21 protein-coding genes and 1 pseudogene are annotated in these 24,100 nt (G+C 71.8%); 13 read left to right on the top strand and 9 right to left on the bottom strand.

Annotated elements, in window-relative coordinates:
- Positions 1–93 precede the first annotated feature (93 nt).
- A complete protein-coding gene (locus AB1046_RS09930) occupies positions 94–1,281 on the top strand; it encodes a hypothetical protein (protein ID WP_369374820.1) in 1,188 nt (395 codons plus the stop codon).
- Between the two features lie 96 nt (positions 1,282–1,377).
- On the opposite strand, the pseudogene dusB reads toward AB1046_RS09930, so the two are convergent.
- Positions 1,378–2,564: pseudogene (gene dusB, locus AB1046_RS09925) on the bottom strand (tRNA dihydrouridine synthase DusB).
- Positions 2,565–2,665: 101 nt separating this feature from the next.
- On the opposite strand from dusB, the gene AB1046_RS09920 reads away from it, so the two are divergent.
- From AB1046_RS09920 to AB1046_RS09895, 6 genes are all read left to right on the top strand, one after another.
- Positions 2,666–3,499, top strand: a complete 834-nt coding sequence (locus AB1046_RS09920) for an ABC transporter substrate-binding protein (protein WP_369374818.1) — start codon at positions 2,666–2,668, stop codon at positions 3,497–3,499.
- On the top strand, positions 3,496–4,356 hold the full coding sequence (locus AB1046_RS09915; protein ID WP_369374815.1) for an amino acid ABC transporter permease: 861 nt from the start codon (positions 3,496–3,498) through the stop codon (positions 4,354–4,356). Before AB1046_RS09920 ends, AB1046_RS09915 begins: the two co-directional genes overlap by 4 nt.
- Positions 4,353–5,108: an amino acid ABC transporter ATP-binding protein gene (locus tag AB1046_RS09910; protein ID WP_369374813.1), complete on the top strand. Its 756-nt coding sequence runs from the start codon at positions 4,353–4,355 to the stop codon at positions 5,106–5,108. Before AB1046_RS09915 ends, AB1046_RS09910 begins: the two co-directional genes overlap by 4 nt.
- A gap of 159 nt (positions 5,109–5,267) precedes the next feature.
- Positions 5,268–5,954 (top strand): hypothetical protein, encoded by a 687-nt coding sequence (locus AB1046_RS09905; protein WP_369374811.1) that lies wholly within the window; start codon positions 5,268–5,270, stop codon positions 5,952–5,954.
- Positions 5,951–7,534, top strand: a complete 1,584-nt coding sequence (locus AB1046_RS09900; protein WP_369374809.1) for a hypothetical protein — start codon at positions 5,951–5,953, stop codon at positions 7,532–7,534. Before AB1046_RS09905 ends, AB1046_RS09900 begins: the two co-directional genes overlap by 4 nt.
- A gap of 2 nt (positions 7,535–7,536) precedes the next feature.
- Positions 7,537–7,968 carry a hypothetical protein gene (locus AB1046_RS09895; RefSeq protein ID WP_369374807.1) on the top strand — a complete coding sequence of 144 codons (432 nt, stop codon included), beginning with the start codon at positions 7,537–7,539 and terminating at the stop codon, positions 7,966–7,968.
- Between the two features lie 71 nt (positions 7,969–8,039).
- Here the strand turns inward: AB1046_RS09895 and AB1046_RS09890 are convergent, their stop codons facing one another.
- Positions 8,040–9,785, bottom strand: a complete 1,746-nt coding sequence (locus tag AB1046_RS09890) for a glycoside hydrolase family 13 protein (RefSeq protein WP_369374805.1) — start codon at positions 9,783–9,785, stop codon at positions 8,040–8,042.
- A 98-nt stretch (positions 9,786–9,883) separates the two neighbouring features.
- Entirely contained in the window at positions 9,884–10,927 is a 1,044-nt protein-coding gene (locus tag AB1046_RS09885) for a LacI family DNA-binding transcriptional regulator (RefSeq protein ID WP_369374803.1), read from the bottom strand.
- Positions 10,928–11,075: 148 nt separating this feature from the next.
- On the opposite strand from AB1046_RS09885, the gene AB1046_RS09880 reads away from it, so the two are divergent.
- Genes AB1046_RS09880 through AB1046_RS09870 form a run of 3 tightly spaced genes read left to right on the top strand, consistent with a single transcriptional unit; the run spans position 11,076 to position 14,742 of the window.
- Positions 11,076–12,296, top strand: a complete 1,221-nt coding sequence (locus AB1046_RS09880) for an extracellular solute-binding protein (RefSeq protein ID WP_369374800.1) — start codon at positions 11,076–11,078, stop codon at positions 12,294–12,296.
- Positions 12,296–13,864 (top strand): ABC transporter permease subunit, encoded by a 1,569-nt coding sequence (locus AB1046_RS09875; protein WP_369374798.1) that lies wholly within the window; start codon positions 12,296–12,298, stop codon positions 13,862–13,864. The genes AB1046_RS09880 and AB1046_RS09875 overlap by 1 nt, the downstream gene beginning before the upstream one ends.
- Positions 13,864–14,742: a sugar ABC transporter permease gene (locus tag AB1046_RS09870; RefSeq protein ID WP_369374796.1), complete on the top strand. Its 879-nt coding sequence runs from the start codon at positions 13,864–13,866 to the stop codon at positions 14,740–14,742. The genes AB1046_RS09875 and AB1046_RS09870 overlap by 1 nt, the downstream gene beginning before the upstream one ends.
- Before the next feature lie 6 nt (positions 14,743–14,748).
- Here the strand turns inward: AB1046_RS09870 and AB1046_RS09865 are convergent, their stop codons facing one another.
- The 3 genes from AB1046_RS09865 to AB1046_RS09855 form a co-directional block, all read right to left on the bottom strand.
- The gene (locus AB1046_RS09865) at positions 14,749–16,035 is read right to left on the bottom strand and encodes a deoxyguanosinetriphosphate triphosphohydrolase (protein WP_369374794.1); all 1,287 of its coding nucleotides are present in this window, start codon (positions 16,033–16,035) and stop codon (positions 14,749–14,751) included.
- An 87-nt stretch (positions 16,036–16,122) separates the two neighbouring features.
- Entirely contained in the window at positions 16,123–16,296 is a 174-nt protein-coding gene (locus tag AB1046_RS09860; RefSeq protein WP_369374792.1) for a DUF4236 domain-containing protein, read from the bottom strand.
- Positions 16,297–16,380: 84 nt separating this feature from the next.
- Positions 16,381–16,833 carry a VOC family protein gene (locus AB1046_RS09855; protein WP_369374790.1) on the bottom strand — a complete coding sequence of 151 codons (453 nt, stop codon included), beginning with the start codon at positions 16,831–16,833 and terminating at the stop codon, positions 16,381–16,383.
- Positions 16,834–16,875: 42 nt separating this feature from the next.
- On the opposite strand from AB1046_RS09855, the gene AB1046_RS09850 reads away from it, so the two are divergent.
- Positions 16,876–17,742, top strand: a complete 867-nt coding sequence (locus AB1046_RS09850; RefSeq protein ID WP_369374788.1) for a helix-turn-helix domain-containing protein — start codon at positions 16,876–16,878, stop codon at positions 17,740–17,742.
- 10 nt (positions 17,743–17,752) lie between these two features.
- Positions 17,753–19,687, top strand: coding sequence for a DNA primase (gene dnaG, locus AB1046_RS09845; RefSeq protein ID WP_369374786.1), 1,935 nt, complete (start codon positions 17,753–17,755; stop codon positions 19,685–19,687).
- On the opposite strand, the gene AB1046_RS09840 is transcribed toward dnaG, so the two are convergent.
- Both AB1046_RS09840 and AB1046_RS09835 read right to left on the bottom strand, forming a co-directional pair.
- Entirely contained in the window at positions 19,684–21,114 is a 1,431-nt protein-coding gene (locus AB1046_RS09840; protein ID WP_369374784.1) for an MDR family MFS transporter, read from the bottom strand. The genes dnaG and AB1046_RS09840 overlap by 4 nt on opposite strands.
- A 73-nt stretch (positions 21,115–21,187) precedes the next feature.
- Positions 21,188–21,688 carry a MarR family winged helix-turn-helix transcriptional regulator gene (locus AB1046_RS09835; protein ID WP_369374782.1) on the bottom strand — a complete coding sequence of 167 codons (501 nt, stop codon included), beginning with the start codon at positions 21,686–21,688 and terminating at the stop codon, positions 21,188–21,190.
- A gap of 103 nt (positions 21,689–21,791) precedes the next feature.
- On the opposite strand from AB1046_RS09835, the gene AB1046_RS09830 reads away from it, so the two are divergent.
- Entirely contained in the window at positions 21,792–23,171 is a 1,380-nt protein-coding gene (locus AB1046_RS09830) for an FAD-binding oxidoreductase (protein WP_369374779.1), read from the top strand.
- On the opposite strand, the gene AB1046_RS09825 is transcribed toward AB1046_RS09830, so the two are convergent.
- Complete coding sequence (locus tag AB1046_RS09825; RefSeq protein ID WP_369374777.1) at positions 23,156–24,088, bottom strand: aldo/keto reductase family oxidoreductase; 933 nt, start codon at positions 24,086–24,088, stop codon at positions 23,156–23,158. The two genes, AB1046_RS09830 and AB1046_RS09825, sit on opposite strands and share 16 nt — an antisense overlap.
- Between the last annotated feature and the right edge of the window lie 12 nt (positions 24,089–24,100).

Here is a 24,100-nt window from a genome sequence, read left to right as displayed (position 1 = left end):
TCGGAACCGCGCCGAGTGCTGCCCATTCACTGTTATCCACAGATGCCTCGGTTTGAGGCTTGCTGATACTGGTTAGCCGCCAATGATAGTCGCATGACATCAACACCTACCTCCCGCCAGCACTCCCTCCACGACCGCCTCGACCTCGCGACCCGGCTGGAGCGCCGCCTGGTCGCGCACGTGCGACGGCCCGGCAATACCGAGGCCGTCCGGCGCCAGGTCGCGTACGTGCACTCGGAGTCGCTCGTGCCGCACGACGCCGACGACGAGCTGCGCGACGCGATGACGCGCGACTGTGCGGTGGACATGCTGGTGCACACCGGTCCCCGGGAAGCGGGCGGCTCCCTGGTCGCCGAGCTCCTTGATGATCCGTCGCCCGTGCTCGCCCTGGACACCGCCGAACGTGCGCTCCTCGAACGGTGGCGCGACGGCGGTGTGCTGGGCTACTTCATCGTGACCGACCTGGTGGACGAGCACGTGGTGCTGCACAACCTCGAGGACGACCTGGAGTACCGGGTCTACACGGGGCGTTCGGAGATCCGCGCGGTCGCGCTGGTCCCGGGCCTGCCGTTGTCCGGGCGGATCCTGCCGGTCGGGGCCGCGTGGATCTTCGCGGACACCCCGATGGTCTACTCGCCGGACAGCATCGTCGACGTCGTGCGGGGCGTCGTCGGGCTGCTGGTGTCCTCGCCGTGCCCCGCCTACCGCAACCCGCGCACCCTGGCCCGGGCCCGTGAGCTCGTCACCGACCACCACCGCGCGTTCCGGGACCTCTTCGGGGACGTGCTGGTGCAGGGCACGGCGTCGCACGTCATGGACTGCTACCTGCGGTTCAAGGACCGGATCGGGGCCCCTGCCGAGGAGTTCGCACTGTTCCCGTCGCTCCGCGACGAGCACTGGCTGCCCGACGACGCGGCGGACCCCGACGACCCGGCGTTCGCCCTGGTGCACCACCCCGTCAAGGGGCTGCGCCTGCTCGACTGGTACGGGCAGCTCCGCGAGGTGCACACCGCGCCGCTCGAACCGTGGAAGCCGCAGCGGCTGGCGCAGGTGCTGGCCGACCCCGACGCGCCGTCGTGGGTGCTGGCCCTGCTCGCCGAGCGGCATCCGGACCACCTGGACGCGCTGTACCGGGCGGCTTCGGGCAGGCCGGGCCTGAGCTGGGCGCGGGACGGGGCGGCGCTCCTGCAAGGCCGCGAGCCCGCGGCGGGGCGGGACGATCCGGGGATCGTCATGGCGTCCTCCATCATGGGGCGGGTCCTGCCGCCGGAGGAGCCGTAGCGGGCGCTCAGCCACTGAGTCTTCTAGCGGCTTCCTCGTGTTCCGCTCCGGGCACGTGCCTCGTTCCTCGGCCCGTACCCTGCGCTGCACCCTTCGTCAGCCGCCGCTGACGCTCAGCTCCGCCTCGCGCAGCTTGGCCTCGAACTCCTCCGACAGGTCCCGGGAGTCGAGCCAGCCGTACGGCAGGTGCGGGGTCTTGGGGAGCCGGCGCGGCCGCGGGGGCCTTCGGCGTCCTCCCCGGGGTACGGGGCGTCCAGGTCGAGGCCGTCGAGCCGCTCGCGCAGCTCGGCCAGGGTGCTGATGAGCGCGAGCGAGTGCCGCGCCTCGCCCCCGACGGCGTAGCCCTTGAGGTACCAGGCCATGTGCTTGCGCAGGTCGCGCATGCCCTTGCCCTCGTCGCCGTCGAAGTACTCGACCATCAGCTCACCGTGGCGGTAGATCGCGTCGGCGACCTCGCGCAGGCCCGGCCGGACCCGCACGGTGGCGCCGTTGAACGCAGCGGCCAGGTCGGCGAACAGCCAGGGGCGGCCCTGGCAGCCCCGGCCGACGACGACGCCGTCGGCCCCCGTCTGCTCGACCATCCGCAGGGCGTCCTCCGCGGACCAGATGTCGCCGTTGCCGAGCACCGGGACCGTCCGCACGGCCTCCTTGAGGCGCGCGATCGCCTCCCACTCGGCCTGCCCGGAGTAGTGCTGGGCGGCGGTGCGGGCATGCAACGAGACGGCGGCGACGCCGAGGGACTCCGCGATCCGGCCGGCCTCCAGGTAGGTCAGGTGGTCGTCGTCGATGCCCTTGCGCATCTTGATCGTGACGGGCACGCCGTACGGCTCGGCAGCCTGGACCGCTGATCGGACGATGTCCGTGAACAGCTGCTTCTTCCACGGCAGCGCCGCGCCGCCGCCCTTGCGGGTCACCTTGGGCACAGGGCAGCCGAAGTTGAGGTCGACGTGGTCGGCCCGGTCCTCGCCCGCGATGATCTTCACCGCCGCGCCGACGGTGGCCGGGTCCACGCCGTACACCTGGGCGGAGCGCGGCGTCTCGTCCTCGCCGAACGTCACGATGCGCAGCGCCTCGACGTTGCGCTCCACGAGCGCCCGGCTGGTGACCATCTCGGCCACGTACAGGCCGGGGTCGAAGCCGGTAGACCGGCCGGCCTCGCGGCACAGCGTCCGGAAGGCGCGGTTGGTCACCCCCGCCATCGGCGCGAGCACCACCGGCGTCGAGACGGTGATCGGACCGATCTGCAGGGGCTTGAGCACAGGGGTGTCGAGGACGGAGGTCACGGCCCTATTGTCCCACCGGTGCCAGCTCTCGGTTTTCCGGTGCCCAGACCGGCGTCAGGTGCAACAATCTGGGGGCATTCGTCCCCTGGAGGTCACGTCCGATGATGCGCCCAGCCCGGCTCGCCCTGCCCGTAGCCGCCGCCCTCACCGTCGCGCTCGCCGGCTGTGCCGCCCCGAGCGCGGACCCGGGCGCGGAGGAGAGCAGCGGGTACGTCACCGACGGCAAGCTGACGATCGCCACCGGTGAGCCCGCGTACTCCCCGTGGGTCGAGGACGACGACCCGGCGTCGGGCGAGGGGTTCGAGGCCGCTGTCGCCTACGCCGTCGCCGACCGGATGGGCTTCGCCCCCGCCGACGTCGAGTGGGTCCGCACCACGTTCGACGAGGCCATCGCGCCCGGCCCCAAGGACTTCGACCTGAACCTCCAGCAGTTCTCCGTCACGGACGAGCGCCGTGCGGCAGTGGACTTCTCCACGCCCTACTACGTGACCACCCAGGTAGTGATCACCGTCGAGGACTCCCCGGCGGCGTCCGCCACCGGTATCGACGACCTCAAGCCGCTCCGGGTCGGCGCTGCCACCGGCAGCACCAGCCTCGACGCCGTCGAGGAGATCATCGCGCCCGACGACGGCGCCCAGGTCTTCAGCTCGAACGACGACGCCAAGCTCGCCCTGCAGAGCGGCACCGTCGACGCCCTGGTCGTGGACCTGCCCACCGGGTTCTACCTGACGTCCGCCGAGCTCGACGGCGGCAGCATCGTCGGCCAGCTGCCCGGGTCTCAGGGCGGTGACGAGTTCGGCATCGTGCTCCCGAAGGACTCGCCCCTGACCGCCGACGTGACCGCCGCCGTCGACGAGCTCCGCGAGGACGGCACGCTCGACACGCTTCAGGAGGAGTGGCTCGGCGGCCAGGGCGCGGCACCGGTCCTGGAGTGAGCGCTGGAGCGAGCGGCCACCCGCCCAGCGCGATCGAGCTCGACCGGCGCGCCTACCGCCGTCGGCAGACCACCAGATCAGTCCTGACCGGCCTGGTCAGCACCCTGGTCCTCGCGACCGCCCTCGTGCTCGGCCTCGGCGCGACGCCCGGCTGGGAACGCGTGCGGGAGACGTTCCTCGACCCGGACGTCGCCTGGGAGGCCCTGCCCCGCGTCCTGGACGGCCTCTGGCTGAACGTCCGGGTGCTGGCCGTCGCGAGCGTCGGCGTACTGCTGCTCGCCCTGGTGATCGCCACCCTGCGCACGCTGCGCGGAGCCGTCTTCTTCCCGGTGCGGGCGCTCGCGGCCGGCTATACGGACCTGTTCCGTGGGACGCCGCTGATCATCGTGCTGTACGTGATCGGATTCGGGGTGCCGGGCCTGGAGCTCTTCGGCCGGATGGACGCCGCGTTCTGGGGCACCGTCGCGCTGATCCTGACGTACTCGGCCTATGTCGCGGAGGTGTTCCGGGCGGGCATCGAGGCGGTGCACCCGTCGCAGCGGCTGGCCGCGCGGTCGCTGGGCCTCACCCACGGCCAGGCGCTGCGCCGGGTGGTGCTGCCGCAGGCGGTGCGCAAGGTGGCGCCCGCGCTCATGAACGACTTCGTCGCCATGCAGAAGGACGTCGGCCTCATCTCCGTGCTCGGTGCCGTGGACGCCGTCCGGGCCGCGCAGATCGAGACCGCGCGGCACTACGACTTCACGCCGTACGTGGTGGCCGGGCTGCTGTTCGTGCTGCTCGCGCTGCCGATGATCCGGCTGACCGACTGGTACTCGGCGCGGCTGCGCGCCCGCGAGCAGACGGGGAGCCTGGTGTGAGCCTGGACCAGACGGACGGCAGGACGGTCCTGGAGCTGCGCGACGTGTGGTGCGCGTTCGGCACGCACGAGGTGCTGCGTGGCGTCTCCCTGAAGGTGGCCGAGCACGAGGTGGTCGCCGTCATCGGAGCCTCCGGCGCGGGCAAGTCGACGCTGCTGCGCACCGTCAACCTGCTGGAGCACATCGACGACGGCCGGATCCGGCTGTCGGGCGAGGACATCTCCGACCCGCGGGTGGACGGCGATGCCGTGCGCGCCCGCATCGGCACGGTGTTCCAGGCCTACAACCTGTTCCCGCACCTGAGCGTGCTGGAGAACGTGACCCTCGCGTCCCGCCTGGTCCACCGGGTCCGGCGGGCCGACGCCGAGGCGCGCGCCATGGAGCTGCTCGAGTCGATCGGGCTCGGTGCCAAGGCGCGCGCCTACCCGGACACCCTCTCGGGCGGGCAGCAGCAGCGCGTGGCGATAGTCCGGGCGATCATCGACCGGCCCGAGCTGCTGCTCCTGGACGAGATCACCTCCGCCCTGGACCCCGAGCTCGTGGGCGAGGTGCTCGCTCTGGTACGACGGGTCAAGGCCGACGGCGCGACGATCCTCATGGCGACCCACGAGATGGCGTTCGCCCGCGAGGTGGCGGACCGCATCGTCTTTCTCGACGCGGGCCGCGTCTGCGAGGAGGGGCCCACCCGACGGGTCCTCAACGACCCGCGCGAGCCTCGTACCCGCGAGTTCCTGTCCCGGCTCCTGACCTAGCCCGTTCGCTCAGGCCCCCGCGGCGCGGCAAGATACGGCCTGACCTGACCTTTGGCCATGGGTAGTCCAATCGTGGACGCACCTCGGGCGCGGAGATACGGTTCGGCTGCGGTATGCCGCGGGATAGTTTTTTTATGTGTGTAGGGAGAGGGAGTGCTCATGGCCGGCCGGATTCTGGAGCTAGACGCGAAGCAGTGGGCCGCGGTGACCGCCGAGGCGCGAGACGGTGGCGGCGCGACCGCCGTCGGCACGGCTCTTGCCGAGCACCTGGGCGCGCCCGTCCGCGCGTCCCTGATCTCGACGTCCGGTTCGAGCGGCACGGTGACCCGGCTGACCATGGTCGGGGAGCGGGTGCTCCTGGTGATCCAGGTGATCGCCGAGCGGGACGGGGAGACGTTCCTCGCGCCCGGGGCCGAGCTCCGGTTCGCCACAGTGGACGAGCTGTGGCCTGCGCTCACCCCCGCGCTACCGCCGTTCGAGGCGCTGCGCGCCCCGGCGTCGTCCGTCCCGGCCCTCGGCACGCCGCCGGCGGCGGGCTCTACCTCGGACCGCGCGGAGCTGATCCGGCTGCTCGACGACGAGCAGGCCAACCTGCAGGTCACGGTCGAGGCGTGGCGCGACTCTGACGCGCCGTCGGTGGTGTGGCCGCGGCTCTGGTCCGTCGTCGACGGGAAGCTGCTGGACATCCGCACGGACGACGGCGAGATCGCGCCCGTCGTGCGCCCGGCCGGATCGGTCGCGGCGGAGCTGCGGTGGGCCCTGGTGGGTGCGGTGGACGCGACGACCCCCGACCGTGACGCCACGCCCAACGCAGCACCCGAGGCGGACGACGAGGCGGATCAGTGAGCGAGAGCATGTGGGGGCAGGACCCGGAGCAGGTCCGCCTCCTCGCCCAGAAGCTGGAGGACGGCGCGGCGGAGCTGGAGTCGATCAGGCAGGTCGCCACGGCCGCCGTCGGCTCGTTCGACGGGTGGGGCCCGGTCGTCGAGTACATGCGGGACGAGTGGGGCAGCCAGCACGCGCCGGTGCTGAGCCAGGTCGCGGAGTCGCTGACCTCCTACGCGCAGAAGGCCAAGGCGAACGCCGACGCCCAGGACGAGGCCTCCAACACGCTGGACGGCAACCCGTTCGCCGGCGTCTCGACCCAGGGGTCGTCGAACACCGACGACGGCGGTGACGACGACGGCGGCGGCCCGCTGGGCTGGCTCGGCGACAAGGCCGGGGACCTCTGGGACGCAGGCGGCGACGCCGTCGACTGGGCGGGAGACAAGGCCGACGACGCGGCCGGCTGGCTCGGGGACCGGGCCGGCGACCTCTGGGACGCCGGCAAGGATGCGGCCGGGGACGTCTGGGACGCCGGTGAGGATGCCGCCGGGTGGCTCGGCGACCGGGGCTCCGACGCGCTCGGCTGGCTCGGCGATCGCGCGAGCACGATCGACGGCGCGTTCGAAAACGTGGGCGACGCCGGTATGCAGCTCTGGGACTCGACCGGCGGGGCGATCCTGGACGGCGAGTGGCCGCGCACCACAGAGGTGATCGCGTCCACGATACTGCTCGGGGGCGCAATAGTCGGTGCGAACCTAACTCTGAGCACGGGCGGCATGTGGGACCCCAAGGTCTTCGACGACGGCAACCCCTACGCGGGAGACCCAAGGCCGGTCGAGGGGATCGAACAGCCCAAGGTCCTCGGCGACATCACACGGAGCGTGACCGACGCGTACGAAGCGGGCGACGGTGTCGTACGCATCACGACCTCCGAGGGCCCGAACGGGCCGACGGCGATCGTCAGCATCCCGGGCACAGAGACCTGGAATCCTCTCGCGGGCAGCAACGCGATGGATGTCACGGGGAACCTCGTCACTGCCGGTGGCGGCGAGTCGACCATGACCGAAGCCGTGAAGCTGGCGATCGAGAACGCCAACCTGCCCGAGGGAACCGAGGTCATGCTTGCGGGGCACTCGCAGGGCGGCATGACGGCCGCGGCGATCGCTGCCGACCCGGCCTTTGTCGCCGAGCACAACATCACGAATCTCATGACCTTCGGCTCACCGATCGACAGCACGCACGTCGCACCAGGTGTGGACGTGCTGGAGCTGCAGCACTCGGGCGACGCGGTGCCGCGCCTCGATCTCGGCGACGACCGGGTAGGCCCGGTCGGCGGATACCCCGAGAACAACTCCAGCCACACGACGGTCACCATGGGCAACCCGGATGAGCAGAACGCGTGGTGGGGCAACCTCGGCGTGGTGCCGGCGCTGGCTGCGGAGGCTATGACCAACCACGACCACGGCAACTACTCGGACTCGCTCGACAACAACAGCACCAACCCTGAGCTGGCCGCCTACCAGCAGCAGCTCATCCAGCGCGGCTTCCTCGGCGGGGACTCGGTCAGCGCGGTGGACGTCAGCGTCGGGAGAGAGGACTAGCCATGGGTGTCGAGACGACGAGGCAGGGTCGCCCCCGCCTGGCAGGGGCAGTGGCGGCGCTCGGTGCTCTCCTGCTGGGTGGCACGCTGACCGCCTGCAGTGTGACGGACCGGGCGTGCGAGGAGCGCATGGCCGAGATCGCGCTGTCGATCGACGGGGTGGTCTCCGCTGAGTTCGACTGCGAGGACAACCCCAGCGGCGGCTGGGTGCGCTCGGAGGTCGTGCTCGACGCTGCGACCGAGGACGAGGGAGCCCTGATCGTCGACGAGGTCTTGCGGGCGTATGCCGAGGCCCCCGACCTCGATCCGGAGTGGTCGACGCCGCAGGAGTACCAGCTCGAGGGTTCGTCGGAGAGGGTCAGCGCGAACGACGTGGGCTTCGACGGATCGCCGACCGTCGAGGAGGCGCGCGAGTTCTACGGCATCGAGCCGTGAACCTGCCGAGGTAGAACGGAACGCGACGGGCTGGTCCGTCGCGTTCCGTTCTACGTCGGCATTGACGTTCGTCAGGCGCGCAGCCAGACGGCGGTGTCGGTGGGCACCGCGCCGTCGATGAGGTCGCCCGAGGCCAGCAGCACCTCGGACCCGGCAGGCAGCACGACCGGTGCCGCGCCCAGGTTGGCGACCACCACGACGTCGGCCACGCGGAAGGCGAGGACGTCCGGGCTGTCGGCCAGGGCATCGACCCAGGAGAGGCTGCCCGCACCCAGGCCCTCGGCCCGGCGCAGGTCGAGCGCCGTCCGGTAGAGCTCGTAGGTCGAGCCCTCGACGCCGTACTGCCGGTCGGCGGCAAGGTCGGTGTAGATCTCGGGCTGCGGCAGCCAGGTCTCACCGGTGGGCCCGAACCCGTTGCCGGGCGCCCCGCCGACCCACGGCAGGGGCACGCGGCAGCCGTCCCGGCCGGGCTCGGCGCCGCCGGTGCGGATGAAGGCCGGGTCCTCGCGCAGCTCGTCGGGCAGCGTGGTGTGCTCGGGCAGGCCGAGCTCCTCGCCCTGGTAGAGGTACGCCGAGCCGGGCAGGCCGAGCATGAGCAGCGTCGCGGCGCGGGCCCGGCGCAGGCCGAGCGGCGCGTCCGGCTGGACGTCGTTGATGCCGATGCCGTTCGGCCCGGCCCCGCTGGTGTCCTCGAGGCCGAGGCGCGAGACCGCACGCACGACGTCGTGGTTGGACAGCACCCACGTGGTCGGTGCGCCGACGGCGTCCATCGCCGTCAGCGAGCGCGTGACCACCTGGCGCAGCCGCGCCGCGTCCCACGGCGTGGTGAGGAACGAGAAGTTGAATGCCTGCTGCATCTCGTCCGCGCGCACGTAGTTCGCCAGGCGGGACAGGGGCTCGACCCAGGCCTCGGCCACCAGGCAGCGGTCGCCGTCGTACGCGGAGAGCACCTTGTGCCAGGACCGGTAGATGTCGTGCACGCCGTCCTGGTCGAACATGGGGCCGCTGTCGCCGACGCCCGTGGAGCCGTCGTCCTGCGAGCCGACGATCATGATGCGCTCGCCGTTCGGGCCCCGGCCCGCCCAGTCGGGCAGCCCGGGCTCCTTGACCAGGCTGTGCGCGACGTCGATGCGGAACCCGTCCACGCCCCGGTCGAGCCAGAACCGCAGGACCGCCTCGAACTCGTCGCGGACCTCCGCGTTGTCCCAGTTCAGGTCGGGCTGCGAGGAGTCGAAGAGGTGGAGGTACCACTGCGGGCCGAGCGGGCCGTCGTCGGCGCCCGGGGCGAGCCGCGTCCAGGCCGGCCCGCCGAAGAGCGACGGCCAGTTGTTCGGCGCCTCGTCGCCCGCTGGGCCTCCGCCGTCGCGGAACATGTACCGCTCGCGCGCGGCCGAGCCCGGTGCGGCGGCCAGGGCCTCCTGGAACCAGACGTGCTGGTCGGAGGAGTGGTTGGGGACGAGGTCGACGATGACCTTGAGGCCACGCTCGTGGGCGCCGGCCAGCATCTCGTCGAAGTCCGCCAGCGTGCCGAACAGCGGGTCGACGTCGCGGTAGTCGGCGACGTCGTAGCCCGCGTCCTTCTGGGGGGAGCTGTAGAACGGGCTCAGCCAGACGGCGTCGACCCCCAGCTGCTTCAGGTGGTCCAGCTTCGAGGTGACGCCCGGCAGGTCACCGATCCCGTCGCCGTTCCCGTCGGCGAACGAGCGCGGGTAGACCTGGTAGATCACCGCGTCGCGCCACCACTCGCTCCCGGTGGGGGAATGGATGGGTGCTCCGGCGGTGAGGTCGGCTGTGGTGAGCGGAGTAGTACTGGTCACGTGTCGCGTCCTCAGGGCTGAAGGGAATGTCGGTTGTAACGCTTGCAACAAGCGTAGGGGAGGAACTCGGCTCCCTGTCACACGCTGTCATGCGTCGGTCACGCGTGCGGTGCCGCTCCGGTGGAGCCGCGCACCACCAGCTCGGGGGTGAACAGCAGCTCCGAGCGGGGCGCGCGCTCACCGTGGATCTCGGTGAGCAGGGCGCTCACGGCGGCGTGCGCCATGTCGGCGACGGGCTGGCGCACGGTCGTCAGCGGCGGGTCGGTGAACGCCACCAGGGGTGAGTCGTCGTAGCCGACCACGCTCACGTCGTCGGGCACGGACAGGCCGCGCGTGTGCGCGGCGCGGATGGCGCCGAGCGCCATCAGGTCGGAGCCGCAGACGACGGCGGTGTGCCCCGAGTCGAACAGGTCGCCGGACGCGGCCTGGCCGCCCTCCAGCGTGTAGAGGGTGAGGCTGACGTGCTCGCGGGCCTCCTCCTCGGTGGGCGCGAGGCCGTGCCGCACGAGCTGCGCGACGAACGACTCGATCTTGCGCTTCGCCGGCACGAACCGGTCGGGGCCGATCGCCATGCCGATGCGGCGGTGGCCCAGGGACACCAGGTGGCGCACCGAGAGCTCGATGCTGGCCGCGTCGTCGGGGGAGACGAACGGCGCGTCGATGCCGGCGGCGTACCCGTTGATCAGCACGATCGGCAGCCCGCGCCCGCGCAGCCGCTGGTAGCGCTCGGTGGAGGCGCGGGTGTCGGCGTGCTTGCCGGACACGAAGACGATGCCGTCCACCGCGTGGTCGATCAGGGTCTCGACGTACTCGTCCTCGGTGGTCCCGCCGGGCGACTGGGTGCACAGCAGCGGTGTGTACCCACGCGAGGCGAGCTGCGACTCGATGGCCTGCGCGAACGCCGGGAACACCGGGTTGGACAGCTCGGGCACCACCAGGCCGATCAGGCCGGCGGGCCGGGCGCGCAGGGCCGACGGGCGCTCGTAGCCGAGCACGTCCAGGGCGGCGAGCACCGCCTGGCGCGTCTCGCCTGCCACGCCGGGCTTGCCGTTGAGCACGCGCGACACGGTCGCGGTGGAGACCCCCGCCTGTTCGGCGAGGTCGGTCAGTCGGGTGCGCACGCCTGGCAGCCTAAGTGACATGTCACTCCTACGTCCGCAGGTCGTCCGGGAGTCTTGCAAGCGTTGCTGAAACTTTACCGCAACTTCTTGCACAATCGGTGGGTGCGGCCGTACGGTTCGGGCATCCGAACCAGGCCCGACGTCGGGCCGCGAACCAACTGGAGTGACGATGCGACGGAGCATCCTGACCGCCGCCGCGCTGACCGCGACGCTGGCGCTGGCCGCCTGCTCGGGCGGCGCGGAGGAACCAGCCGGCGAGGAGTCGGCCGCACCGAACGGCGAGGGCAGCACCCTCACCGTCTGGGTCGACGAGACCCGCCAGGCCGCCGTCGAGGACGCGGCCGCCGGCTTCGAGGAGTCCACGGGCGCCGAGGTCGAGGTGGTCCTGAAGAACTTCGAGGACATCCGCCCCGACTTCCTTGCCCAGGTGCCGACGGGCCAGGGCCCGGACATCACCGTCGGCGCGCACGACTGGCTGGGTGAGCTCACGACCAACGGCGTAGTGGCCCCGATCGAGCTGGGCGACACCGCCGCCGCGTTCGAGCCGGTCTCCGTCCAGGCTTTCACGCAGGACGAGCAGGTATACGGCCTGCCCTACGCCGTGGAGAACATCGCGCTCATCCGGAACACGGAGCTCGCCCCCGAGGCGCCCGCCACCTGGGACGACGCGATCGCGGCCGGCGAGGAGGCCGGGACCGAGTACCCGCTGCTGATCCAGACCTCCACCGAGGGTGACCCCTACACGTTCTACCCGCTGCAGATGTCGTTCGGCGCCCCGGTGTTCGAGCAGAACGCGGACGGCACCTACGCCCCGGAGCTCGCGCTCGGCGGCGAGGGCGGCACGGCGTTCGCCGAGTGGCTGGCCGAGCAGGGCGAGGCCGGCACGCTGAGCACGGACGTCACCTACGACATCGCGGTCGCGGCCTTCGCCGCTGGTGAGTCGCCGTTCATCGTGGGCGGCCCGTGGATGCTGGAGCAGTTCGCGGACCTCGACCTGTCGATCGACCCGATCCCGAGCGCCGGCGGCGAGCCCGCCCAGCCATTCGTGGGCGTGGCCGGCTTCTACGTGAGCGCGCAGAGCGAGAACGCGCTGCTCGCCAACGACTTCCTCGTCAACCACATGGCCACCCCCGAGGCGCAGCTCGCGCTCTACGAGGCGGGCGACCGACCGCCGGCCCTGATCGAGGCCGCCGACACCGCCTCGGAGGACCCGATCACCGCCGGCTTCCGTGCGGTCGGCGCTGACGCCGTCCCGATGCCGTCGCTGCCCGAGATGGGCGCCGTGTGGGCGTACTGGGGCGTCACGGAGGCCGCGATCGTCTCCGGTCAGTCCGACCCGGCCGAGGCCTGGGAGAAGATGGTCGCCGACATCCAGGGCGAGATCGGCTGATGTCGTCGCCTGCGACCCGGGGCTCCGGTCGGACCGGCTGGAGCCCCGGGTTTCTTGTCAAGCTCGTCCTGATCGCGCTCGTTGACGCCCTCGGCGTGTACGCGGTCCTGGCCGCGTGGAGCGCCGACTCGTGGGGCGTGCTGGCCGCGATGGTGGCGCTGCTGCTCGTGGCCAACTGGGCGTACTTCACCAAGCGCGCCCTGCCGCTGAAGTACATCCTGCCGGGCCTCGCGTTCCTGCTCGTCTACCAGGTGTACGTCGTGGCCTACACGGGCTACGTCGCGTTCACGAACTACGGCGACGGGCACAACTCCACCAAGGAGCAGGCGATCGAGGCCCTCCTGGTGCAGAACGAGCGCCGGGTGGAGGGCTCGCCGTCGTCGCCCCTGACGGTGGTGTCGGACGGCGGCGCGCTGGGCTTCGCCGTCGTCTCGCCCGACGGTGAGGTGCGCGCGGGCACTGCCGAGCGACCGCTGGAGCCGGTGCCAGACGCCGTGGTTGACGGCGGCCAGGTCACCGCGCTGCCCGGGTACGACGTGCTGGAGTACGCGGCGGTGCTGGAGCGCCAGCAGGAGGTCACCGACCTGCGGGTCCCGGTCTCGGACGACCCGGCCGACGGGTCGATCCGCACCCAGGACGCCCGCACCGGCTACGTCTTCACGTCCACGCTGACGTACGACCCGGCGTCGGACACCATGACCGACACCACTACCGGGGTGACGTACGAGCCGAACGACGACGGGCAGTTCGAGGCCGCCGACGGCACGATCCTGCCGGTGGGCTGGCGCGTGCTGGTGGGGTTCGACAACTTCGTCACCGCGTTCGGCGACGACCGGTACGCGGGGCCGTTCGTCCAGATCCTCCTGTGGACGTTCGCCTTCGCCGTGATCTCGGTGGCGTCCACGTTCCTGCTCGGCCTGTTCCTGGCGATCGCGTTCAACGACGTCCGCCTGCGCGGCCGCCGGGTCTACCGGACGCTGGTGATCCTGCCGTACGCGATCCCCGGGTTCCTCGCGGCCCTGCTCTGGTCGGGCCTGCTCAACCGGTCGTACGGGTTTGTCAACGAGGTGCTGCTCGGCGGAGCCCAGATCCCGTGGCTCACCGACCCGGTGCTCGCCAAGCTTGCGGTGCTCGGCGTGAACCTGTGGCTCGGCTTCCCGTACATGTTCCTGATCTGCACGGGCGCGCTGCAGTCCCTGCCGACCGACGTGCTGGAGGCCGCGAAGATCGACGGCGCCGGCCGGTGGCGCACCTGGCGGTCCATCACCCTGCCGCTGCTGCTGGTCGCGACGGCGCCGCTGCTCATCTCCAGCTTCGCGTTCAACTTCAACAACTTCACGCTGATCTACATGCTCACCGGGGGCGGTCCGCGGTTCGACGACGCCTCGGTGCCGCTCGGGCACACCGACATCCTGATCTCGATGGTCTACTCGGTCTCCGGGCTCGACGGGACCGCGGCCAAGGACTACGGCCTGGCCAGCGCCCTGTCGATAGTCATCTTCGTGGTGGTGGCGACCATCTCCGCCCTCGCGTTCCGGCGCACCCGCTCGCTCGAGGAGATCGCCTGATGAGCACTGTTTCTCCGGCTCGCCGGCCCTTGCCCCGCGGACGCTGGTTCTCCGAGATCGGCTGGCGCCACCTGGTCGGCGTCCTCGCCGTCCTCTACGCGGGCTTCCCGCTGGTCTACGTCGTCTCGGCCTCGCTGGCCGACGTCGGCACGCTCACGGGCTCGAACGACCTGTTCGGCACGGTCTCGGGCGCCAACTACGCGGCGCTCGGCGGCACGCGGTTCTGGACCTGGATGGGCAACACCCTCGTGGTCGCCGTCGCCACCGGGGCGGGGACGGTGCTCATGGGCGCCGCCGCCGCGTACGCGTTCTCCCGGTTCCGGTTCAGCGGACGCCGCGTGGGGCTCACCGCCCTGCTCATCATCCAGATGTTCCCGCAGATGCTCGCGTTCGTGGCGATCTTCCTGCTGCTGATCTCGCTCGGCAACGTAGTGCCGGTGCTGGGCCTGGACTCCAAGCTGTCGCTGATCTGCGTGTACCTGGGCGGCGCGCTCGGCGTGAACACGTTCCTCATGTACGGGTTCTTCAACACCGTGCCGCGCGAGATCGACGAGGCCGCGAAGATCGACGGCGCCTCGCACGCCCAGATCTACTGGACCATCGTGCTGCGCCTGACCGCGCCGATCCTCGCCGTGGTGGGGCTGCTCAGCTTCATCAGCACATTCGGTGAGTTCATCATCGCGCGCGTGCTGCTGCAGTCGGAGGAGAACTGGACGCTCGCCGTGGGCCTCTACGGCTGGGTGTCGTCGCTGCAGGAGGCCAACTGGGGCCTGTTCACGGCGGGCGCCGTCGTCTCGGCAGTGCCGGTGCTCGCGCTGTTCCTGTTCCTGCAGAAGTACATAGTGGGCGGCCTGACGGCGGGCTCCGTCAAGGGGTGATCAGGGTCAAGGGGTGATCAGCCGGCCGTGCAGCGCGATCGCCGACAGGTCCGTAAGAGAGGCGACCTGGTCGACGACGACGCGCAGGCGGACGGCGTCGTCGGACGCCGCCCGCCAGTCGGCGGCGAACGGCGGCTCCAGCTCGGCGGGGCCGCGGTCGGCCAGGACGCGCACGAGGTCGGTCAGGATCTCCCGCTCCCGCACGTAGCGGGGCTCCTGGCCGCGCGGCGCCATCACATAGGTCACCGCGATGCCCTTGAGCGCGAGGATCTCGTGCTCCGTGTCGGCGGGCACCACCAGCCGGGCGGCGTACCGCGTGAGGTCTCCGTCGCCGTACTCGGCGCGGGTCGCGTCGATGGCGGCCCCGATGAACCGGCCGATGAGCTGGCTCGTCATGTCCTTGAGCGAGGCCAGCGACCGGCGCGACCCGTCGAAGGCCCGCACGAGGTGCCCGGCGCCGCGCAGGTACTCCTGCAGGCGGCCGAGCGCCGCGTCGATCGCGTCCGCCGAGTACCACTCGCCGTACCAGGACCGCACGTACTGCGCCACGCGCGCCCGCTCCTCGGCGTCGGCCATGAGGTCCAGGTCGATCCGGCCGGCCACAACGCCGTCCTCGACGTCGTGCACCGAGTAGCTGATGTCGTCGGCGAGGTCCATGACCTGGGCCTCCAGGCACTTCACGCCGTCGGGCGCGTCCTTGCGCAGCCAGGTGAACACCGGCAGGTCGTCGGTGTAGACACCGAACTTCCGGCTCGCCGTGCCGTCGGGCCGCGCGGGGCCCGCGCCGTATGCCCATGGGTACTTGACGCTCGCGTCGAGGCTCGCCCGGGTGAGGTTGAGGCCGGCGGGGAGGCCGTCGAGGCCGATCACCTTGGGTTCGAGCCGGGTCAGCAGGCGCAGCGTCTGGGCGTTGCCCTCAAAGCCGCCGATCGGCTCCGCGATCTCGGCGAGCGCCGTCTCGCCGTTGTGCCCGAACGGCGGGTGGCCCAGGTCATGGGTGAGGCAGGCGGTGTCGACCACGTCGGGGTCGCAGCCGAGCGACCGGCCCATGCCGCGGCCCACCTGGGCCACCTCGAGGGAGTGGGTCAGGCGGGTGCGCACGAAGTCGTCGTGCCCTGCGCCGAGCACCTGGGTCTTGGCGCCGAGGCGGCGCAGCGCGGAGGAGTGCACCACGCGGCCGCGGTCGCGCTCGAAGGGGGTGCGCGCCTGCGACTTGGGCGGTTCGCTCACCCAGCGCTCGACGTCCTGTGCGCTGTACGACGGCGGGATGCTTTTCCCGAGGGCTTGCTCCACACGGCCACTCTAGTGACGCGCGGTGACAACCCGGCACAAGAACGGCCTGGGCGCAGCCGCACCCAGGCCCGTTCCGTCGCGGCCGTCCTACTTGTTGTTGCTGTACCAGCTCAGGCCGCCGGGGAGGTTCAACGAGTGCTTCTTCGTCTTCGAGTTCCAGGTCCAGGGACCGATCTTGAAGCTCATCGACGACAGACCCCGCTGGGTGATGTTGAACTTGAGCGGCCCGAGGCCCAGCCTCTTGCGATAGCGAATAACCATGGTGCGTTGTTCCTCCCTGAGTCGGCCCAAATCGTACCGAACCGCACGACTCGGGCAAACCAAAACACACCGGTGTTGCTGGGGTCAGTCGCGGGCCGTGGCCCAGGCGTCGCTCGCGCGCTGGACGTCGTCCTGCGTGACCGTGTCGGACACCGTCACGAAGTACCAGCGGTGCCCGAACGGGCAGCGGACGGCGGCCTGCCGGAACCCCTCGAACCAGTCGCCCGGCTCGGCCGCGCTGGTCGCGCCGGCAGCGATCGCGCGGGCGTACGCGGCGTCGGTGTCCTCGACCGGGACAGTGAAGCTCGCGTGCGTGGGCGCGTCCGCCTCGGGCGCCACGGAGTCGGGCGGGAACGCCGGGGCGACAGTGAACGTGGACTCACCCGCGGCGGACCGCAGGACCAGGTCGGCGTGGATCACGACGTCGCCCGCGGTGATCACGTAGAGCGTCTCGGCGCCGAGCGCCGCCTCGTAGAAGTCGATGGCCGCGCGGGCGTCGGACACGGCGATGTTGGGGTGCAGGGCTGAGTTCTTCATGTATCCATGCTCCCGCGGCCCGGGTGTGCCAGTCTTGGAAGAATGCGACAAGCGTTCGACGGGCCCACGCTCGGCATAGTGAACCCCGCACGTGCGCGCGCCGGGCTCTCGCTCGTGCACGTCGCGCCGGCCCCGGACCTCGCCGACCTCGTGGAGCGGCACTGGATCGTCACCTGGGACCTGCCGCCCGGTGCGGCGTTCACGCAGACCGTGATGCCCCACCCCGTCGGCCACGTCGTCGCGGAGGACACGGGCTTCCTCGCCTACGCCATGCCCGCCGGGCTCTTCGTGCGCACGCTCTCCGGTACGGGCGGTGTGGTCGGCACCAAGCTGCACCCCGGCGGCTACCGGGCGCTGCTCGGCCTCGCCCACCCGGGCGAGCGCGGCGCCGTCGAACCGGCAGCCTTTCTCGGCCCGACGGCGGCGCTCGCCTCCGCAGAGGCGCTCGCCCAGGCGGTCGCCGGGCGGGCGGACGACGCCGTCCGGACCGTCACCCCGCTGCTCCAAGCGGCCGCCGATCGGGCCAGGACCCCGCGATCCACCGCGGCCATGGCCGAGCTCCAGGAGGTGTTCGCGGCCATCGCGGACGCGGTCCCCGGCACCACGGTCGCTGCGCTCGCAGACGGGCTCGGCACCACCCCCCGCTCGCTGCAGCGCCTGTTCGCTCACTGGGTGGGTGTCAGCCCTAAATGGGTGCTGCAGCGACACCGGGTGCACCTGGCCGCCGAGCTGCTGGGTCGTGACCCGGGGCTCGACCTGGCGGGGCTGGCGGCCGCCGTCGGCTACTACGACCAGGCGCACTTCACCGGCGACTTCGTCCGCGCCGTCGGCGTCACCCCGGGGGAGTACGCCCGGAGCTGCGCGGCGGCGCTGTGGACGACGGCGTCGGGGCCGAGCCCGCGAGCATAGACTTCGGGACGTGGCCGGGCTGATCAAGCGTGAGGATGTGGAGCTTGTCCGCGAGCGCGCGCGGATCGACGAGATCGTCTCGGCGCACGTGACCCTGAAGCCCGCCGGGGTGGGCGCGCTGGTGGGCCTGTGCCCCTTCCACGACGAGCGCAGCCCGAGCTTCAACGTGCGGCCCAGCGTGGGGCGGTATCACTGCTTCGGCTGCGGTGAGGGCGGCGACGTCATCGAGTTCGTCATGAAGCTGGACGGGCTGAGCTTCACCGAGGCCATCGAGTACCTCGCGGGCAAGACCGGCGTGCAGCTCCGTTACGAGGAGGGCGGCGCAGCCCGCCCTCGTGACGAGCCGGGCAAGCGGCAGCGCCTGCTGGAGGCCAACCGGGTGGCGGCGGACTTCTACGCCGAGCAGCTCATGGGCTCCGAGGCTGCCGCCGCGCGCGCGTTCCTCGCGGAGCGCAGCTTCGACCGGGCCGACGCCGAGCTGTTCGGTGTCGGGTTCGCCCCCAAGGGCTGGGACGCGCTGCAGCGTCATCTCCAGGGCCGGGGCTTCACGCAGGCCGAGCTGGTGGCGAGCGGCCTGATGTCGGAGGGCCGGCGCGGCATCTACGACCGGTTCCGCGGGCGGGTCATGTGGCCCATCCGGGACGTGACGGGCGCGGTGATCGGGTTCGGCGCGCGCCGCCTGTTCGAGGACGACCAGGGGCCCAAGTACCTGAACACCCCCGAGACCAGCCTCTACAAGAAGTCGCACGTGCTGTACGGGATCGACCTCGCCAAGCGGGAGATCGCCAAGGGCAAGCGCGTGGTGGTGGTCGAGGGATACACGGACGTCATGGCCGCGCACCTGTCGGGCGTGACGACGGCGGTGGCCACGTGCGGCACGGCCTTCGCCGCCGACCACGCCAAGGTGGTGCGGCGCCTGCTCGGCGACACGACGGCGGGCGGCGGCATGCAGCTCACGTCCGGTGCGACGGTGGGCGGCGAGATCATCTTCACGTTCGACGGCGACGCCGCGGGGCAGAAGGCCGCCGAGCGTGCCTACGGCGAGGACCAGCGGTTCTTCGCGCAGACGTACGTGGCCGTCGCGGACGACGGCATGGACCCGTGCGACCTGCGCATGGCCAAGGGGCCCGAGGCGGTGCGCGCGCTCGTCGACAACCGCAAGCCCCTGTTCGCCTTCGTCATCCAGGCCAAGATCGCCCAGTTCGACCTGAACACCGTGGAGGGGCGCGTGCTGGCCGTGCGGGCGGCGGCGCCGGAGATCGTGGGCATCCGGGACCGCAGCCAGCGCGACGGATACACGCGGCAGGTCGCGGGCTGGATCGGCACGGAGGTCGACGAGGTGCGGCGCGAGGTGGCCCGCGCGGCGTCGACGCCGTCGCGGCGCAGCGCGCCCGGCCGGTCCGACGGCGCGGCGACCCCGGGAGACGACCGGCCGCCGTCGGGCAGCGTGTCGCAGGTGCCCGCCCCCGACCCGAGGGACCCCGTGGCCCGGGACGAGCGCCTCGCGCTCGTGGCCGTGCTGCAGTACCCGCAGCATGTTCCGGCCTCGTTCGACGCGCTGGACGAGAACGCGTTCGCCGTGCCCGCCTGGCGGGCCGTGCACGCAGCGATCCGGGCGGCCGGGGGAGCGACGGCCGGGCGTGAGATGTCCACGGCACAGTGGGTGGCCGCAGTGCTGGAGCAGGCGCCCGAGACCGTGGCGAGCCTGGTCACGCAGCTCTCTGTGGCCTCCCTCCCGGAGGACCGGGAGGCGGCCATCGCGGCGTTCGTCGAGGGCGTGGCGCGCCGCGTCGTCGACCTGGGCCTCACCAGGCGCGTCGCCGACGCGCGCAGCCGCCTGCAGCGCCTGGACCCGGCGGACACGGAGCCCTACCAGGCGGCGTTCGCCGAGCTCCTGTCGATCGAGAACGAACGCCGCCAGCTCCGCGACAGCGCGAACGCCTAGCTTCGGACCGGCTTGTCGCGGGGGAGCAGCAGCACCGTCCCGATCATCACCGCGGCGCAGCCGACCACGCACCAGAAGACCAGGTGCATGGCGTTCGCCAGGCCGGCGCCGTCCGGCGTGCCGTCCGCGCCGACGGTGGTCAGGGCGTTCACCACCGCGCCGAGCGCGGCGACGCCCACGGCCTGCCCGATCGACCGGGCGAACATGTTGGTGCCGGTCACCGCGCCGCGCTCGCCCCAGCCCACGCTGTGCTGCGCGGCGAGCAGGGTGGGCACTGCCACCAGGCCCATGCCGAGCCCGATCACGAACACCGGGATCGAGATCTGCCACACCGCGGTGCTCGCGTCGAGCCCCAGCGTGAGCAGCGCACCGGTCAGCACGACCAGCGCCCCGATGACACTCGTCCAGCGGAACCCGATCGACAGGTACACCCGCCCCGACAGCGTGGCCGCGATGGGCCAGCCGAGCGTGAGCGACGCCAGCGCGAACCCGGCCACGAGCGGCCCGACGCCGAGCACCCCCTGCGCATAGATCGGCACGTAGGTGGACAGGCCGACCGTGATGACGCCGACCATGAGCGATGCCGCCGTCGACGCGCCGACCACCCGGCGGCGCAGCAGCCGCAGGTCGAAGATCGGGTGCGGGTTCCGGCGGGCCGCCACGGCGAACGCCGCGAGCAGCACCACCCCGCCGCCGAAGATCAGGATCGACTGCGGGGACGCCCAGCCCCACGCGTGCCCGCCCTCCAGCAGGCCGAGGACCAGGAGCGCGCTGCCACCGGTGAGCAGGACGGCGCCGAGGTAGTCGATGGGCTCGCGCTCGCCGTCGCGCTCCTTCTCCTGGAACCGGCGCCAGAGGGCCAGGAGCGCCACGGCGCCGATCGGCACGTTGACCCAGAAGATCCACCGCCAGCTCACGAACTGGCTGAACACACCGCCGAGCGTCGGGCCGAGCACGGAGGAGACGGCCCACACGCTGGCCATGTAGCCCTGCGTCTTCGCGCGCTCGGCGAGCGTGTAGATGTCGCTGGCGATCGTCATGGACATCGGCAGGATCGCGCCCGCGCCGAGCCCCTGCAGCACCCGGAACCAGATGAGCGCCGGCATGCTCCACGCGACGGCGCACAGCACGGAGCCGAGCACAAAGAGCGCGATGCCCGCGAGGATCACGCGCTTGCGGCCGAACACGTCGGCCAGCCGCCCGTAGAGCGGGACCGTCACTGCCTGCGCGAGCGTGTACGCGGAGAAGAGCCAGGGGACCTGCTCGAACGAGCCGAGCTCGCCCGCGATGGTGGTCGAGGCGGTCGCGAGGATCGTGGCATCGAGCGCCACCAGCGCCGTGGAGAGCATCAGCGCGCCGAGGATCGCGCCACGGGCGCCGCGCAGGCCGAGCCGCGTGTCGACGGCCGTAGGGGACGATGCGGTCATGCCAGGGGCTCCAGGGTGTGCTGCACGACACATACAAGGTTGCCCGGGGCAGCACATATTCCCGCCCGGATCATCAGACCGGCCTGTTTCCCGGCCAGCCCTCCGGGACGATGTCGCGCCCGCCGTCGGGCACCGAGTCGGCCAGGCGGCAGAGCGTGCCGAAGAAGGAGTCGACGCCCGCCTCGCCGTCGCCGATCGCGTGCCGCAGCCCGCGGTCGAACTCGATCGCCGCGGACTTCAGCCGGCGGTAGAGCGCCTCGCCCGCCTCGGTGACCTCGATGCGCTGCACCCGGCGGTTCGACTCCTCCCGGGTGCGCACCACCAGCCCCTTCTCCTCCATGCTCCGCAGGTGGTGCGTCATCGTCGCCTCGCGGATGCCGACGGCGCGGGCGAGCTCGCGCTGCGTGGCCGGCGTGCCCTGGTGCAGAGCCAGCAGGATGTGCCAGACCTGCCAGCTGCCGCCCTGCTCGGACAGCAGCGCGTCGAACGCGCGCATGACGCGCTGCACGGACTGCCACATCGCGACCGCCACGGGTAGTCCTGGTTCGCCGCTGGGCTGCCCGTTCGGTTGCATGGACGCAGCGTAGTTCGACGTTCGCCAAAATGCGTTGACGGCTAATGCTTAGATGTCTAACGTTCGCGATGGAAGCGCGGTACCTACCCCGGAGGCTGACGCCATGCAGAAGACAAGCGACACCACCAAGCTCGCGGCCATCCTCGGCGACCGCCTGCTCACCCCGGAGTCCACCGGGTTCGCCGAGACCGCCGAAGTGTTCGTCGGCGGACCGACCCGGACCCCGGCCGCCATCGCCCGCGTAAGGACCGCTCAGGAGGTCGCGGCGGTGCTCACGGTCGTGCGCGAGACGGGCCTGCCGCTCGCGGTGCGCAGCGGCGGCCACCACCAGGCACGGCACGGGCTGGTCGACGGCGGGGTTGTGCTCGACCTGCGCCTCATGGACGGCGTGGAGATCGACGCGGCAGCCGGCGTCGGGCGGGCGCAGGGTGGAGCACTTGCCGGGGAGTACATCGCTGCGGCCGCCGCCCACGGCCTGACCACCGGGTTCGGGGACACGGGGACGGTCGGCGTCGGCGGCATCACGCTCGGCGGCGGGATCGGCTACCTGAGCCGGCGCGACGGCCTGACCCTCGACAACCTGCTGGGCGCCGAGGTGGTCCTCGCGGACGGCCGCGTGGTGGAGGCCAACGCGGAGGAGAACCCCGACCTCTACTGGGCGCTGCGCGGGGGCGGCGGCAACTTCGGCGTAGTGACTCGCCTCGACCTGCGGCTGCGCGAGCTGGGCACCGTGACCGGCGGGCTGATGATGTGGACGCCCACACCGGCCGCGCTCGGCACGGTCCTGCGAGCGTTCGCCGAGGGCCCCGAGGAGCTCTCGGGCATGGTGAACGTGATGCTGGCGCCGCCCGCGCCCTTTGTCCCCGCCGAGCTGCACGGCAAGCCGATCATCATGGCGCTGCTGGTCCACTCGGGCACGGCCGCCGAGGCGGCCGACGTGCTCGCGCCGCTGCGCGCGCTGGACGTCCTGGTCGACGGCGTGCGGGAGCTGCCGTACGCGGCGATGTTCGAGGGCCCGGGCGGGCCGCCGTCCGGCGCGATCGGCGACGCGCGCACCGGGTTCCTCGGCGCGGGCACCTGGTCACCCGACGAGGCCTGGGCGGCCGCGGCGATCGAGGCGGTCTCCGGAGCGGCCGGCCCGAGCGCCGTGAACATCCGGCCCATGGGCGGCGCGATCGCGCGGGTAGATCCCGCGGCGACCGCGTTCGCGCACCGGGACCCGGCGTTCATGATCACGATCGGCGGGTCAGCGCCGAGCCTGGAGGCGCTGCCCGCCGCCGAGGCGTGGGTGGCGCGGACCGCCGAGGCGCTCGGCGTCACCGGGCGCGGGTACGTGAACTTCATGGGGACCGCCTCGGAGCAGGACGTCCGCAACGCCTACCCCGAGGCGACCCTCGCCCGGCTGCGCGAGGTGAAGCGGGCTTACGACCCGGCCAACCTCTTCACCTCGAACCACAACGTGGCGCCCTACGGGACCGAGTAGCCCGCCGTCCGGAACATCTCGTACCACTCGGCGCGCGTGAGCGGAACGTCCGAGCCCAGGGCGGCGCCCGCGACCCGCTCCGGGCTGGTGGTGCCGAGCACCACCTGCATCTGCGCCGGGTGGCGCGTGATCCAGGCCGTGGCGATCGCGATGGCCGGCACGTCGTACTTCTTGGCGAGCCGGTCGATCACGGCGTTCAGCTCCGGGTACTCGGGCGAGCCGAGGAACACGCCGGTGAAGAAGCCGGCCTGGAACGGCGACCAGGCCTGCACGGTGATGTCGTTCAGGCGGCAGTAGTCGAGCGTGCCGGAGTCGCGGCTGATCGACTGGTCCAGGTCCTGCATGTTTGCGGCCACACCCTGCGCCACCAGGGGCGCGTGCGTCACCGAGAGCTGGAGCTGGTTGGCCACGAGTGGCTGCGACACGGACTTGCGCAGCAGCTCGATCTGGCCCGGCGTGTGGTTCGAGACGCCGAACGCGCGCACCTTGCCCGACGCCGACAGCTCGTCGAACGCCCGCGCCACCTCGTCGGGCTCCACGAGGGCGTCCGGGCGGTGCAGCAGCAGGATGTCGATGTAGTCGGTGCCGAGCGCGGCCAGCGACCCGTCCACGGACTCGACGATGTGCTCGTACGAGTAGTCGAAGTACGGCCCCTCGCGCACGATGCCGGCCTTGGTCTGGAGCACGATCTCCGCGCGCTCGGACGACGTCAGCTGCATCGCCTCGGCGAACCGCGTCTCGCAGCCGTGCAGGGCCGAACCGTAGACGTCGGCGTGGTCGAAGAACGAGATGCCCGCGTCACGAGCGGTCTTGACGAGGGTGCGTACCTCCTCGTCCGTCTTCTCCTGGATGCGCATAAGGCCCAGGACGACGTTCGGGACGGTGAGCTCGGTCCCTGGCAGGGTAAAGGTCTTCACGGGAATTCTCTC

The sequence above is a fragment of the Promicromonospora sp. Populi genome (assembly GCF_041081105.1).
Taxonomy (GTDB): Bacteria; Actinomycetota; Actinomycetes; order Actinomycetales; family Cellulomonadaceae; genus Promicromonospora.
The sequence above is the reverse complement of the archived record's forward strand: the minus strand, read 5'-3'. Positions and strand labels throughout refer to the sequence as shown.